Origin of the sequence: Neisseria sp. 27098_8_158 (assembly GCF_041433145.1) — a bacterium.
Taxonomy (GTDB): domain Bacteria; phylum Pseudomonadota; class Gammaproteobacteria; order Burkholderiales; family Neisseriaceae; genus Neisseria; species Neisseria subflava_E.
Window position 1 is genome coordinate 34,407 of sequence record NZ_JAPWAZ010000003.1, and the last position, 15,192, is coordinate 49,598.

A 15,192-nucleotide genomic window follows, 5' to 3' on the forward strand; every position below is an offset into this window, starting at 1 on the left:
CTCTCCAAAAAAAGGATAAACCATGAACTTGAAACTTCTCTTCACTGCCGCACTTTCCACCGCCGCACTCGCCGCACATGCCGACGTACAGCTTTACGGCAGCATCAAAAGCGGCATCGAAACCTCGCAAACCCGTTTCGGCGGCCAAACATACAGCCGAACCGCCGTTGCCGACCAAGGCAGCCACATCGGTTTACGCGGCTCGCATCCGATTGGCGGCGGAACGAATTTTATTTGGGAAGTCGAACAAGACACACCGATCGGTAAAAGCGGCTCCATCCGCCAAGACTGGCGCGAACGCCGCGAGAATTTTGGCCGTTAAAGGAAAGATTGAATAGTAAAGGCCGTCTGAAAGATTGTCAGACGGCCTGTTTTTTATAGGGAGGATAATTGTATAGTGTATTTTTAACTTGCTGTTTTTATTGTTTTAAATTACGAGTTTTTTAGGGCTTGCATATACCTTTTTTCGTATTAAAGGATGTTTGAAAAAATAGGTAGGATTAAAATCATCTATTCTATGAAATTTATAGAAGCATAATAAAAGAGCGGTTACTTTTTAAATTCTATCTTTAAAATCTAATTGATAGTTATTTATTAGTACTAAGTTTTTAAAATGGTGCTAGAATATTGTGAGCAATAAAATGTAACTTTATAAGTTTTAAAAATGATTATTGCTATAATGGGATAAGACATTACAAATTTAAGGAGTTTGAAATGAAAAAAGCATTATTTCTTTCTGTTTGCCTATTAGGGGCAGGTTCATGTTTTGCACAGGAAAATATAGAGCATAAAAAAGAAGTCTGTCCTAAAAGTGCGTTAGAAAATATTGAAAATGTTAGTTATGATTGCTTGGATGTTTGGGATAGCCGTTTAGAAAAAAAAATTGATGAAAAATATAAGATGATATACCGACGAGTAAAACAAAAAGATATGGCTCTACATGCTTTGCCTTCCTCTTATTTTATTAAAGTACGTAAAACTTGGAATGCATATAGAGAACAACTTTGTTCTGATCCTACAAATAATACAGATCTAAAATCTGCATCTGATTGGTATATTCTTCAATGCCGAATTGAGCAATCGCAAGCTCATTTGAAAGCATTGGAGCGCTTCTAATTTGTTTTAAGAAAGGAATAAAGTATGGCAAAGAAAGCGAATCATGGTCTTCGTTTTACCGGTGGCGATCATTTAACCCCTAAAGATGGTTTTAAATATTATCTACATCAAGCTATGATGGTAAATGAATTGCGTGGGGGGTATGGTGCATATGAAATGTCTAATGCTGTAAATGGTTCTAGTGGTCCAAGCTTTGGTGGAATTCAATTTGATGTGGGATCTAATAAAAATGGCCAAAAGTTATTAGAAAAAATACTTCATCATGCCGAAGATAATGCAGGAAATTCTTTTTTATCAGAATCTGATATGATGCAGCTTCATCGGATATACAAACCATTTAATGATGTCAAGACTAAGGAAGGAAAGATAGCAACTCGGGGCATGAGTGATGAAGATAAAGCATTCTACAAGCAAATCAAGCCTAAATTGGATGCTGCGCTATCATCTCCGACAGGAATAAAATTAATTAATGAAAACTATAATGAAAATTTAGATGATAAAATTTTAAAGGTAGAGGAAAAGATTAGTAATGTTAAAAATAAAGTAAATAGAGAATTTTTGAATAACAGTATGCAAGCAAAGGTCTTTATTGCGGATATTGGCAATCAATATGGTGCAAAAGTTAATGAGGCTCTTGTTAAGTTTATTGCACAAACAGAAAAAGACAATGGAGTTACTTTGCCTGGAAATAAAACTGTAAAAGTGCATGGTCAGCTTGATATGGAAGATTTAAAAAATTTCCGTATGAATACTGCATATGGAATTAGTCACCCGGCAGATGCAAAACGTCGGGACGAAAATATCGAAAGAATCACAGCTCCAACTCGTCAGCAAGAACATTCCAAATCTTCTGAGGGTAATGACAGGCCAGCCGATAAACTTCAAGCTTTAATTCAAGGCTTTAAAAACGACAAAGATGGTACGTTCACAGCCAAAGCATTGGCTGACAATGCCGATATGGTGGCAAATTTTAGAGATGAGTTGCGAGAGACCTTAAAACAAAATCAGACTCAAGAAGTCGCTCAAAATACTCCGCAAGTTCAAGAAGAGCGCAGCTATGGCGGTCGGTCGTTTGGTTAAATCCTTCCCAAATTTGAAGAATGCTGATAGCACGTTTCCCCTTATTCTTTCAATAGATAGTTACGCATGAATAATAACGAACTTGAACAGGCACATAATCTTTTGCTTGAAACCGCCGAGGTAATGGTACAATTTAGGCAAAGTGCTCATCAGATTGTCCAAAATCTTGAGGATAAATTGGATAAATCACTTTACGATCAACGCAAGATGATTACGGAGATGGTACGCGCGGAAGTGACGAAAGAAATGTCAAATTCTGTGGCTGGTTATGTGCGTGACATGGAAAAGGCACGCAATCAAATGGCTGATCAAGTACGTGAATTCAATGTATATTTGAATAAGGTAAATGAAGAAAATCAGAAGATTTCTTCACGTTTGGTATGGATTATTTCGCTTGCAATGGCAACATTGGTTATTGGCGGATTGGCATTATCTTTCTTTTATACAATGTTGATTGACCAAAAACGGCAGGATGCAGATATGGTCGGTCGCATCAATAGAGCCAATATCGTGCGATGCGGTGATGAACTTTGTGCCAAGACAGGTAAAAGCGTAGAAAATGGTTATCGGGTTATTCAGCATAGATAGCTGAGAAACTAAAGGCCGTCTGAAAAATCAGGATAACTGGTTTTCAGATGGCCTTTTTCTATTGTGAGGATAATTGTAAAATGTGCTTTTAGATCACAGTTTTTATTGTTTAAAATGAAGAATTTTAGGAGTGTGTTGTATACGCTCTTTTTTGTATAAGGGATGCTTAAAAAAATTGGTAGGCTTAAAATCATCTATTTTATGAAATTTATGGAAGCATGATAAAAGAGAGAATGGATTTTGGAAAGTTTTGTACATTGTCTTAAAATATGACCGTTTGTCGTTTTATTTTATCTATGTTTGCGAAATATCGCTATAATGTGAATAATTTAATGTGAACTTATTAATTATAAAGAAATAGTTATTGTAATGGTTTAGATTGCTAAAAAGTTAAGGAGTTTTAAAATGAAAAAACTAACTATTCTTTTGAGTTTGTCCCTTCTTTTGGCAGCTTGTGATTTAGGCTTTCCCAAAATGACTGTTAATTATGATAATTTGCCCCATGGGAAAGTTAAAGAATATATTACTAAAACATTTCCAAATGAACCTGAAAAAGAAGTATTGAGCAAAATGATTTATGCTCAGTTAAGTGGTGATGAAAGTGCTGATAATATTAGAAAGACCGTTTCTCAAATGGGTATGACTTGTGAAGTAGAAAAAGAGATTTGCGAGTATTCAGGATATATTAAAACCAAGGTTGCCGGTATTAGCTCGGGAAGTGGCCGGGCTAAACGTATTTATCATATCGTTATTTCTCCTAAAAGAGGGATGGATTCCTTGAAGATCGAATATCAAATTGTAGAAGACACAGAGAAAGTGAATTAAATATGGAAAATACTGGAAACTATAAAATTGTTAAATCACAATTACCTCTTATAGGAGGTATAGCTGGACATAATTTTATTGCTGTGTTGGATCCTAATAATCGGGTAATCCATGAATTGAATGGACTTGCGACATCAAAAGATGGGGAAATTAAACCAATCGGTTATTTACCTTCTGATAAATTGTATGTTTACAATGAAAAAGAAGTAAAAGGTTTTTTTTATAATTCGTCTCAAAATCAAGAAGTAGTTTTTGAAGGGAATTATAAAGATGTTATGGATAAATTTAATTTAGGGTATGCGATAGGAAAAGAAATTAATAAACATGAATTCACATATCCATTCTTCGGTTTAGGAGATAATAGCAACTCTGTTGCTTCCACCTTACTAAAAGGTATGGGGTTAAATGATCCTGATTTAGGGCATGCTTTAACACCAGGAGAAGAGTCTTTATTGATACCTGAGGAACAGTTAAGGAATATTCGCCAAAACTGGGAGTTACAACATAAAAAGGTAAGTGCTAATCTCGGAGAAATAGGCGTAAATTTTGCTAAATCAACTTTAACTGCAGCTGACAAACTCCAAGCTCTAATTCAAGGCTTTAAAAACGACAAAGATGGTGCGTTCACAACCAAAGCATTAGCTGAAAATGCCGATGTGGTGGCGAATTTTAGAGATGAGTTGCGAGAAATTTTAAAACAAAATCAGACTCAAGAAGTCGCTCAAAATGTTCCGCAAGTTCAAGAAGAGCGCAGCTATGGCGGTCGTTCGTTTGGTTAAATCCTTCCCAAATTTGAAGAATGCTGATGATAGTACGATTTTCTCTTATTCTTTCAATGGATAGTTACGTATGAATAATAAAGCGTAGAAAATGGCTATCGGGTTATTCAGCATAGATAACTGAGAAACTAAAGGCCGTCTGAAAAATCAGGATAACTGGTTTTCAGACGGCCTTTGTTCTTATAATAGCGGTTTATTGTTTTTACACACCCAGCAACGGAGTTTCCATGCAGTTTTCAGCATTCGGCGAAAAATTCATACAACACAGCGGCATTTTGCAGTTGATGGATGATTTGGGCGACGCGCTCAAAAGTGACAAACCCATCAATATGCTTGGCGGCGGCAATCCGGCGAAGATTGCTGAAGTCAATGCGGTGTTCGCCGATGTGTTTTCTAAACTGGCGGCGGAACACGCTGTTGAGAATATCGGCAATTATTCCAATCCGCAGGGCGATGCGGCGCTGATTGCGGCTTTGACTGAGTTTCTCAACCGCGAATACGGCTGGAACCTGACGGCGGACAATATCGCGCTGACCAATGGTTCGCAAAACGCGTTTTTCTATTTGTTCAACCTGTTTGGCGGCAAATTCAATCTTTCAGACGGCCAAACGGCTGAGAAAGCCATTTTGTTGCCGCTTGCGCCTGAATATATCGGTTATGCCGACGTGCATGTCGAAGGGCAGCATTTTATTTCGGTGAAGCCGAAAATCGAAAATGTCGAACACGAAGGCGAAGCGGGCTTTTTCAAATACCGCGTGGACTTTGACGCGCTGGAGAGCCTGCCTGAGTTGAAAGAGGGCAAAATCGGTGCGATTTGCTGTTCGCGCCCGACCAACCCGACCGGCAATGTGTTGACCGACGGCGAGATGGCGCGTTTGGACGCTTTGGCGCAGGAGCATGGGATTCCGCTGATTATCGACAACGCCTACGGAATGCCGTTCCCGAATATTATTTACAGCGATGTGACGCTCAACTGGCACGAAAACATCATCCTCTGCTTCAGCCTTTCTAAAATCGGCCTGCCCGGTGTGCGTACCGGCATTATTGTCGCTGCGCCGGAAGTGGTCAAAGCCGTCAGCAGTTTGAATGCGATTGTGAACCTGTCGCCAACCCGTTTCGGCGCGGCGATTGCGGCTCCGTTGTTAAACGACGGCCGTCTGAAACAGCTGGCCGACCAAGTGATTCAGCCGTTTTACCGTCGGCAGGCACAAACGGCGGTTTCCCTGCTCAAACGCGAATTGGGCGCGTATCCGTTGAAAATCCACAAGCCTGAAGGTGCGATTTTCTTGTGGCTTTGGTTTGAAAACCTGCCCGTTTCGTCGCAAACCTTGTACGAAATGCTCAAGGCCGAAGGCACGCTGATTATTCCGGGCGAGCATTTCTTTGTCGGCATCGATACGCAAGATTATCCGCACGCGCACGAGTGCATCCGCATGAGCATTGCGCAGGACGCGGAAACGCTGGAAAAAGGTATTGTCGCAATCGGTCGTGTGGTGCGCGGTTTGTACGATAAAAAATAAACGCTTTGAATAGGCAAAGGCCGTCTGAAACCTGAATAATCGGGTTTCAGACGGCCTTTTTGTCGGATTTAGATATGGTGGATAACCAGTTTTTTACCCTCGTAATCGAGGACGTTGACGTCCATATCGAATAGGGTTTTGATGTTTTCAGCGGTAAAAATATCGTTAGGCTTGCCCTGCATGGCGACTTGGCCGTTTTTCATGGCGACGACGTAATCGGCGTAGGCGGCGGCCTGGTTGATGTCGTGCAGTACGACGACGGTGGTGCGCTTGTGTTCGTCGGTCAGCCGGCGCAGGATTTGCATGAGGGAGCGGGCATGATACATGTCGAGGTTGTTCAGCGGCTCGTCCAGCAAAACGTAGTCGGTGCGCTGACAGAACACCATGGCAATCATGGCGCGTTGGCGTTGGCCGCCGGAAAGCTCGGTCAGGTAGCGGTCGGCAAAGTCTTGCAGGTGGAACTCGGCAAGTGCTTCTTCGACGATGGTTTTATCCGTTTCAGACGGCCTGCCTTGGTGGTAGGGATAGCGGCCGAACATGAGCAGGTCGCGCACGGTAATGCGGCTCATGATGCTGTTTTCTTGGGTAAGGATAGAGAGCGTACGGGCAAGTTCGGCGGTGGGCGTGGTTTTGATGTCTTTGCCTGCGTAGCTGATATCGCCGTGTACCAAGGGCTGCAGGCGCGCCATAAAGGAGAGGAGGGTGGACTTGCCTGCGCCGTTCGGGCCGATCAGCGCGGTAATGCCGCCTTCGGGAATGTCGAGGCTGACGTCGTTGAGGATGGGGTTGCTGCCGATGGTGTGGCTGACGTTGCGGATGGTAATCATAGGCGGGTCCGAAAATGGAAATTGGGGGTTTCAGACGGCCTTGAGTTTTAAGGCCGTCTGAAACTTATTGAGTTATGACGTTTTAGATTTCTTTGACGGTGACAAATTCGGGATTGTCGGCTTGGTCAATCAGGAAGGCGCGGACGCGTTCTTGCCAAAGCTCGCTGAATTGTTTGAGTTCGTCGGCATTTGCGCTGCCGCTGACGGCTTTGGGCATGATGTCGCGCATTTGCGGCGCAAAGGGTTGGAGCGCGGCGTTGAGGCTGACGGCAACGGTTTTGCCGGTATCGCGGCGGCGGAGCGCGAGTGTGCCGTTGATTTCTCCTGCTCCAAAGGATAAGAGGTGGCGGCGGGCAAAGCGTCCGGCAGGGCCTACGCCGCCAAAGCCGGTTTCGGGTGCCGCGCCGGTAAGTAGTTGGACGACGGAAGCGGTAACACCGGTCGTGCCTTCGTCACGCTTGCCCTGCATAAAGGCTTCGATGTTGCCGCGTTGCGGCAGCTCTGCGCCGTAAAGAGCTTTCAGGCCTTTGATGACCATCAGGTAGGCTCCGGCGACAGTCGGGCAGGAGTGGCCGCACAGGCGCACGGCATCGGCGTAGCGGTAAGTGAGGATGCCGTTTTCGGCCGCGCCAAGGAAGTCGGCCAATGCGTCTTGGACGGTAATGGTCGGGGCGTCATCGAAGAATGAAGGGAGGCGTTCTTGTGTCATGAGGGTTGTCCTTTATGGGTTTGCTTAGTCCGTCTGAAGGTTTCAGACGGCCTGAAACCTTTGCGGCATACTGTTTACTGCGCTTTGAGCGGCATTTGCATTCAGTATTGCGGCAAAGGTTTCGGACTGAAACTGCGGTGTTATTTTAGGAGTATTTTTTTGTCCTGTATAAATTTTTCCGCCAGTTTTGTCACACCGTGGGTATTGAGGTGGTTGGTGTCAAAATATATCGGCAGGCCGTCTATGGTTTTGTCTGCCGGAATCGGACCCATGATGTTGACCCAATGCACGGCAGGCCGCTGTTTGACGATGTTTTCTATGGTTTTGTCGGCTTCGGCGGAGCGGGCAATTTCCGCTTTTTTATGCTCGGAAACGTATTGCATATCGATGCCGAGACGCTGTTTCAGGTAGTAATGGCGCAGGGGCAGTTGCGCGTTCATTGGCGTGTCAGCAAAGACGTAAACCTGTTTACCCTGTTGAATCAGGGTATCGAGCATTTTGCCGAAATGCTCCGTAAAACCGGGCTTATCGGTATGCAGGAACCAACGTTGCGAGATAAAGACCACCGGATAGTTTTCAACCTTTTGTGCGATAAAGCGGTTGTAAGGATTGCAGCGGTTGGCACGTCGGTCGCTTTGCGGCAGAAGGAAGCCGAAGGCAACGCCGCAGCTGTTGGACGAGATAATGTCGGCGGCAAAGCCTTCCTGTTTGCCCACTATATCGATAAATGGCGTCAGGTGGGCGGCGTGTGAGTCGCCCATCAGCAGAACTTTGCTGCTTTGGTTTTCCGCGCCGACAGCGCAGTCGGTTTTGGTCAAGGTATCCGCGCAGATTTTACTTTCGTCAACCGTATATAGGTTTGCCTCGTATGCGGCCGGTTTGGCAGTCAGCAGGTAGCCGGTGGCAGGAATCAGCAGGGCAAAATAGGCGGCGATTACCCCGATGAATTTCTTGGTGGTGAAATTCTTTATCCGTCGTGCCGGTGTTTCAACGAAGTAATAGGACAAAACGGACAAGCCGGACATCAGCACCACTGCCAATACAATCGCGGACATCGGCAAAGCGTTGTCCATGTAAACATAGCGCATGACGGCCAAGACCACCCAATGCCAGAGATACAGCGAATAGGAAATCAAACCGATAAACACAACGGGCTTGAGGCTCAACAGTTTGGCGGTATTGAAGCCGCTTTGCGTTTGCAGGGTTTTGCCCGAGTAAATCAAGCCGCCAACCGCCGTACAGCACAGCAGCCGTTCGATATTGCCTTCGCCGGGCAACACACCGTAAGGAAGCAGCAGCATGGCGGCAATAACCGCCATCATCGCCCAGCCGACCAAAGGTGTGCTGAAACGGTCGTTGGTTTGGGAGGGCGGAATAAAGGCAAAAAGCGCGCCGATCAGCAGCTCATATGCGCGCACATAAGGCAGGAAATAAGGGTCCATGCCGAAGGTGGGCAAAAAGACGGACAACAGGCTCAATATAATCAGCAAAAGAATGAATTGGCGGATGTTGCGCCCTTTGCTGAATCGGAAAAAAGCAGTCAGCAAAACTGGAAAAACAAAGTAAAACTGCTCTTCCAGAGATAAAGACCAAATGTGTTGCAAAGGTTTTTCCGCCGCGTCGGCATCGAAATAGCCGCCGCGCCGTGCAAAAAACAGGTTGGCCGAAAACAGCAACGCAAACACTGCGGATTTGACGTATTGGCGCAGGTCAAACGACAAGAAAAAGATTGCGGCGGCCAAGCTCGTACACAGCAATACGCAGGAGAAAACGGGCAAAATGCGCTTCGCGCGGCGTTTATAAAACTCTAAAAACGAAAAACTGCCGTTTTGCATTTCGCGGCTGATGATGGTGGTGATCAGGTAGCCGGACAAAACGAAAAACATATCCACACCGAGAAAACCACCGGGCAGCCAAGCGGCATCAATGTGGAAAATAATGACAGCCAAGACTGCCAAAGCCCGGATGCCGTCCAAGTCGGGACGGTATTTTAATGTCGTGCTCATTTTTTGTAATTCTAGTAAATCCAGTAATGTTTACTATGAGTACATGTCAGAAATTTAGTTTCATTTCAAGGATTAAATATTTTGAAAACATGGATTTCAGACGGCCTGAATTTATTTTTGCGAGCGTTTGGGCACGTTTAATTTATTTCTTTTTCAACACCAAATATAAAAATACCAATCCGCCTGCAAATTCGACGACCACGCTCAATACGGCCTGCATGCCGAGGAAGTGTTCGAAGATGGTTTGCCCGCCGACCAACAGGATGCCGCCGACACAAAAAGTCATGGGCAGGCGGACGGAATGTTTCACCGACGGGGAAAAATGGTTGGCCAGCGCGGCAACCAGCAGGCCGAAAAAGCTTACCGGGCCGACAACGGCGGTGGAGGTTGCAACCAGTGCGGCGATCCACAACAGCAGCCATAAGGTATTGCGCGTGTAGTTGATGCCCAAATTGATGGCCTGATTGCGGCCGAGTAGGTAAACATCGAGGCGGTGGCGTTCGCGCCAGATTACGGCGGCGCTTATGAGCAACACGATTGCGCCGATACCCAACAATTCCGAATGGACGGTATTGAAAGTGGCAAACATATTCGCCTGCGCGGCGGTAAATTCTTCGGGGTCAATCATGCGCGAAAGCAGCGACGAGAGACTGCGGAACAAAATCCCGAAAATCACGCCGATTAAAATCATGCGCGACAAATCGCGTCCGCCTTGTTTGATGAGCGTGTAGAACAGCAGCAGCGAGCCGCCCATCATGACGACCAGTTCAAAGCCGAATTTGCCCGTCAACGGCAGGGAAGCATAGCCCACGCCGCCGAGCGTAAACACCAGCAAGGTCTGCAAAAACACATACAGCGAATCGAAACCCAAAATCGAAGGGGTCAGAATCGGATTGTTGGTCAGCGTTTGGAAGAGTTGAGTGGACACGCCGACCGCATAGGCAACCATCAGCAGCGCGGCAAGCTTGGTCAGGCGCAGGTGCAAGACAAAGTCCCAGTCGCCTTTGACGTTGAGTGTCATAAACAGAATGCAGGAAACCAGCAACAGCGCAAAGGCGACCCACAACGGACGGCTGCTTCCTGCCATAAAACCGATATTTTTTTCAGACGGCATGAGCAGGTTTCCTTAATAAAAGCCACAAAAACAAAACCGTCCCCATCACGCCGAAAACCGTAGAGACCGGAATTTCAAACGGAAACACAATCACGCGTCCGACAATATCGCACAGCAACACCAAAGACGCGCCCAGCAAGGCCACCGCAGGCAGGCTTTGGCGCAGCTTGTCACCCATCAGGCGGCTGATGATGTTCGGCACGACCAAGCCGATAAACGGAATATTGCCGACCGTCACGACCACCAAAGACGTAATCAGCGCCACAATAATCAGCCCCGACCACAGAATCGCCGTCCGGTTCAGTCCCAAGTTCACGCTTACCGTTTCGCCCAAACCCAAAATCGTCAGCTGGTCTGCAATCAAATAGGCAAACAAAGCCAAAATCCCCGTTGCCCACAACAATTCATACCGTCCGAGCAACACGCCGGAAAAATCGCCCTGTTGCCACACGCCCAGCATTTGCAGCATTTCGTTTTCATACGCGATAAAGGTGGCCACCGCCTCAATCACACCGCCGAAAATAATCCCGACCAGAGGCACCATCAGTTGCGCGGTCGGCGGCAGGCGGCGGATCAGCAGCATAAAGACCAGCATCCCGATCAGCGCGGCAACGGCGGCAACCGACATTTTTGCCAGCAGCGGCGCAGCCGGCAGCAGCAGGGTCATCAGCAGCAAACCCAAAGCCGCGCTTTGGCTTGCGCCCACCATCGACGGTTCGACAAAACGGTTGCGCATCAAAATCTGCATAATCATGCCGGCCACCGCCATCGACGCACCCGTCAGCACAATCGCAAACGTGCGCGGCAGGCGGCTGATGAACATCACTTGCTGGCTGTCGGATAGCGAAAACAGGGTGGACCATTTGAATTCGGCCACGCCGACCGACAGGCTGACGGCAAACAATATCAGCAGCGCCACACCGTTGATCGCATTTAAAAATGAAGGTTTGTGAAACATAAAATGGTTCGGAAAAAAAATAAGGCCGTCTGAACGAAGGGTTAAGGTATTTGGTAAAAAAGGCAGGTTTGCCCATCATAAAAACAGATGCAAACAGGCAAAAATTGTCCATTTGCACCATGTATTTTCAGACGGCCTAGATCCAATGACTTCAAGTCAAGCAGCTTGATCCTGTGCATCATCAAACCCTTCAGGCCGTCTGAAAGAAGCGGGCGGCTATGCCCGTGCCGAATTATTTGGCTGCATTAAACGCATCGCTTACCTGTTTGGAAGCGTTCAGTAATTCTTGCGCGCCGCCGGCCGCCAAATAAGTTTCAGGAACAAGGTAAACCACCTGTCCTTTTTTCCAGGCGGTCGTTTCGGCAACCAGTGGATTGTTCAACACATCTTTCGCAGCCTGACCTTCTTCGCCGATGGCCGCGCCGCGGTCTAAAACAAACAGCCAATCAGGGTTTTTCTCTTTCAGGTATTCAAAGCTGATAGGCTGGCCGTGGCTGCCTTCTTTAATCGATTCATCAACAGCGGGAACGCCGATGTCTTTATGCAACCAACCGCCCAAACGTGAGGAAGGGCCGAAAGCCGACATCTTACCGCCGTTGACCAATACCACCAAACCCTTGCCTTTGCCTTGCGCAGCAGTTTTCGCCGCTTCAAACGAAGCATCGATTTCCGCTTTCAGCTTGTCCGCTTCGGCCTGTTTGCCGAAGATTTGCGCCAGCGCGTCGATGCGCTCTTTGGAACTTTCTTTCAGATTGGCGGTTTCGGCGGTCATTTCGATGGTCGGTGCAATCTCGTTCAACTTGTCAAACGCTTTGGCTGCACGGCTGCCGATGATGATGAGCTGCGGTTTGTAAGCGTTTAAGGCTTCGTAGTCAGGCTCAAACAGCGTGCCGGCAGGTTTAGTCGTTTTGAAATATTCGGCCAAGTAGGGCAGGCGGTTTTTGTCGATGGACAAACCGGTTTTCACGCCCAATTTGTTTAAAGTATCGAGCATGCCCAAATCGTAAACGGCGATACGCTCTGGATTTTGCGGCACTTTCGCATCGCCGCGAGCCGTTTTAACGGTCAGGCTTGCACCTTCGGTTTGGGCGGCAGAAGCGGAAGCAGTTTGGGCTTGGTTGGACGCAGAATCTTTCGGTGAACACGCACCCAAAGCGAGGGTGCAGCATACGGCTAAAGCGGTCAAACGTAACATAGGGTTTCTCCGTGGTCGGAAATAAAGTAAATCGAAATGATAACTTGTATCGGGCTATAAAGCTAGATGCCGTCTGAAAACTTTTGTTTTCAGACGGCTTTTTCAAGCTGATTGCTTAGAAGCGGTAGTTCACGCTTAGGCGGACATCGCGGCCTGGTTCAGGCAGAGAATTGGCACCTGCGCGTTGGCTGTGCGGCTTGTAGTTTTTATCAAAGACATTGTTGACGGAGAAGTTGACGTTCAAGTCGTCTTTGCCTGTCGGTTTCCAGTTGGCGAATATATCGTTGACGCCGTAGCCTGCGCGGACGACATTCAGAGCCACATCAGAGCCGCGCGAGGTTGGGGCATAGCCTGCATTTTGGACATAACGTCCGCGCCAGCCGATTTCCAGATTCGGATTGTCGAATTGGTACGACAGACCTGTTGTCCATGTGCGTCCCATCGGGATGGCGGTCGTTACTTTGTCGGCGGTATCGCCGTTCAGCTTCGGTTTGCTGTAGGCTACGCCTGCACGTGCAGTCAGACCTTTCCAGCGGTAGGCGGCGTTCAGTTCGTAACCTGTGTTTTTCAGCTTGCCGCCGTTATACCAGACGTTGTTTCGTCCTTCTTGACGGATGGCCTGTACATCTTTGATTTGCTGATGGAAATAGCTGCCGGAGAGCGTCAGGGCAGAATTCCAGTGGTAGTTAAAGCCGATTTCTGCATTTCGCGAGCGTTCTGCTTTCAAGTCAGGTGATGAAATAATCGGCCTGTTGTTTGCTAAAGCTGCTTCGTACAGGCGGGGGCTGCGGGTTGCATAGTTCAGGCTGGTGTTGATGGAAAAATCAGGGGTAATGTCATAAACCAACCCGATGCTTGGATTGAGGTTGCCGTCTGAATTTTCTGTATTACTGCTGGTTTTCATTTTCCAGCGGTCATAGCGCAAACCTGTGGTCAGCGTAACCGGTGAGAAATCCCAAATGCCTTCTACATATACACCGGCATCGTTTTTCTTCTCGCTGTTTTCTCCTTTTGAGCTGCTTTTTTGAGTGCGCCAGTTTACTCCGTATTTCAAGGTATGGCGGTCAAATAGACGGCTGTCGAGATTCAGATTGGCTCCGTATGTCCGTACTTCGCCGTCTAATTCATAATTTGGATTGGGGACTTCGTCACGTTTGGTATTCAAACGGTAAACATTGGCTTTGATTTTGTCGATAAAGCCCAAGTTTCCGCCTTTGAATTCCAAGTTGGTGGTGTCTTGGGTCAGCGTGCGGTAACGCGGCGAGTTGGTGGCGACATTCGGAATACGGTTGCCGTTGGCATCCAAAACGTATTGACCCGTACGGCGGTCGGTTTGGAAGACTTGCGAGAAATCGAACTCTTCGCGCAGGGCGCGTTCCCCATATTGTTTCTCTTGGCGGTGGCTTAATTCAATACGGTTGTCCTCGTTGAAACGATAGCCGATTTTGCCCAACAAGCCGCGTGAACCCAATCCACTGTTTAAAACCTTATCGCTTCCGAGCAGATTACGGTAGCCTTTGCCTGCCGTGTATTCTTTGTCGCGTACGAAATTGCCTGAAACCAAAGCGTCAAAACCGCCCGCCTGACCATAAACGCTTGCGCCGCGTGAATAGCCTTTATTGCTGCTGATACCGGCATTGACTTTGAAACCGACGTTTTGACCTTCCCTCAGCAAATCTTTGGCTTCAACAGTTTCGGCAACAATCGCGCCGCTGGTTGCACCGATACCTGCGGAGGCCGAACCCGTACCTTTTTGCACGGCAACGACTTTTACCAATGCGGGGTCAAGCATAAAGCGGCCGTTGTGGTGGAAAATCTGGCTGTCGGTGTAAGTATCGTCAACTTTATAGTCTATTTGGTCTTGACCCATGCCGCGGATGGTTACCCACTGCGACTGACCGTTGCCGCCGCCGAAACTAATAGAGGGTTCGTTGAACAATACGTCTTTTAAATCAGTGGAAGTTGTTTCTTCCATACGTTTCGTCGTTACGCGGTGTGTGGCGCTTGTGGCCTGACCTTTGACGGTAACGGTATCAAGCACAACGTTGTCTTTGGCTTCATTTTCTGCGTGTGCAAAACCGGCCGCCAGTGTCAGTGACAGTAGGCTCAGTCGGAACAGGGGCGTATTCATTGAGAAATGTCCTTAATAAAATGACAGTAATAAAAAATAAAAGCAAATAAAGAGAAATTATCTTTAAAATATGTAATTAAGAATAATCATCATTTATAATAATGCATATAAAAGAAACAGTTGTAAAGAGTTGTATTGAATTTGTAAAGGAAGTGGGTTGTTTTTAAACGAACTTTGCAGTTGGTATATCAGACCGTCTGAAAAATATGTACTCGAACATTTTTGCGTATGAAAATATTTGGAAAGACTGCATAGAAATTTTTACTTTTTCCCTTGAATTTGTCGCAGACAACCCAAATCTATCCGCCATTACGGCAGGTTTTCCATAAGCGTGCCGCTATTTT

At 46.8% G+C, this 15,192-nt stretch carries 14 protein-coding genes; 7 read left to right on the top strand and 7 right to left on the bottom strand.

Translation table 11 applies throughout. The features are described 5' to 3' along the window. The first annotated feature begins 22 nt into the window (after positions 1-22). The 7 genes from O3681_RS08470 to O3681_RS08500 all read left to right on the top strand — a co-directional run bounded on the left by O3681_RS08470 (position 23) and on the right by O3681_RS08500 (position 5,908). The gene (locus tag O3681_RS08470; protein WP_371459732.1) at positions 23-322 is read left to right on the top strand and encodes a porin; all 300 of its coding nucleotides are present in this window, start codon (positions 23-25) and stop codon (positions 320-322) included. A gap of 392 nt (positions 323-714) precedes the next feature. After that, positions 715-1,116, top strand: a complete 402-nt coding sequence (locus tag O3681_RS08475; RefSeq protein WP_003684225.1) for a hypothetical protein — start codon at positions 715-717, stop codon at positions 1,114-1,116. A gap of 24 nt (positions 1,117-1,140) precedes the next feature. Continuing rightward, entirely contained in the window at positions 1,141-2,196 is a 1,056-nt protein-coding gene (locus tag O3681_RS08480; protein WP_371459733.1) for a hypothetical protein, read from the top strand. A 66-nt stretch (positions 2,197-2,262) separates the two neighbouring features. Further along, complete coding sequence (locus tag O3681_RS08485; RefSeq protein WP_107831934.1) at positions 2,263-2,784, top strand: lytic enzyme; 522 nt, start codon at positions 2,263-2,265, stop codon at positions 2,782-2,784. 405 nt (positions 2,785-3,189) lie between these two features. Next, positions 3,190-3,609, top strand: a complete 420-nt coding sequence (locus tag O3681_RS08490) for a hypothetical protein (RefSeq protein WP_371459734.1) — start codon at positions 3,190-3,192, stop codon at positions 3,607-3,609. A 2-nt stretch (positions 3,610-3,611) separates the two neighbouring features. Then, positions 3,612-4,388 (top strand): hypothetical protein, encoded by a 777-nt coding sequence (locus O3681_RS08495; RefSeq protein ID WP_371459735.1) that lies wholly within the window; start codon positions 3,612-3,614, stop codon positions 4,386-4,388. Between the two features lie 227 nt (positions 4,389-4,615). Continuing rightward, on the top strand, positions 4,616-5,908 hold the full coding sequence (locus O3681_RS08500; protein ID WP_371459736.1) for a valine--pyruvate transaminase: 1,293 nt from the start codon (positions 4,616-4,618) through the stop codon (positions 5,906-5,908). Between the two features lie 68 nt (positions 5,909-5,976). Here O3681_RS08500 and O3681_RS08505 read toward each other — a convergent pair whose 3' ends face one another. The 7 genes from O3681_RS08505 to O3681_RS08535 form a co-directional block, all read right to left on the bottom strand. Further along, complete coding sequence (locus tag O3681_RS08505; protein ID WP_049328943.1) at positions 5,977-6,735, bottom strand: ABC transporter ATP-binding protein; 759 nt, start codon at positions 6,733-6,735, stop codon at positions 5,977-5,979. Positions 6,736-6,817: 82 nt separating this feature from the next. Then, positions 6,818-7,444 carry an FmdE family protein gene (locus O3681_RS08510; protein ID WP_371459737.1) on the bottom strand — a complete coding sequence of 209 codons (627 nt, stop codon included), beginning with the start codon at positions 7,442-7,444 and terminating at the stop codon, positions 6,818-6,820. 140 nt (positions 7,445-7,584) lie between these two features. Further along, a complete protein-coding gene (locus tag O3681_RS08515; protein ID WP_371459738.1) occupies positions 7,585-9,450 on the bottom strand; it encodes an acyltransferase family protein in 1,866 nt (621 codons plus the stop codon). Positions 9,451-9,592: 142 nt separating this feature from the next. Continuing rightward, positions 9,593-10,564 (bottom strand): iron chelate uptake ABC transporter family permease subunit, encoded by a 972-nt coding sequence (locus tag O3681_RS08520; protein ID WP_371459739.1) that lies wholly within the window; start codon positions 10,562-10,564, stop codon positions 9,593-9,595. After that, positions 10,554-11,522 (bottom strand): ABC transporter permease, encoded by a 969-nt coding sequence (locus O3681_RS08525; RefSeq protein ID WP_371459740.1) that lies wholly within the window; start codon positions 11,520-11,522, stop codon positions 10,554-10,556. The genes O3681_RS08520 and O3681_RS08525 overlap by 11 nt, the downstream gene beginning before the upstream one ends. A 232-nt stretch (positions 11,523-11,754) precedes the next feature. Next, a complete protein-coding gene (locus O3681_RS08530; RefSeq protein ID WP_371459741.1) occupies positions 11,755-12,717 on the bottom strand; it encodes a siderophore ABC transporter substrate-binding protein in 963 nt (320 codons plus the stop codon). 115 nt (positions 12,718-12,832) lie between these two features. Next, positions 12,833-14,848 (bottom strand): TonB-dependent receptor domain-containing protein, encoded by a 2,016-nt coding sequence (locus tag O3681_RS08535; protein WP_371459742.1) that lies wholly within the window; start codon positions 14,846-14,848, stop codon positions 12,833-12,835. Positions 14,849-15,192 lie beyond the last annotated feature (344 nt).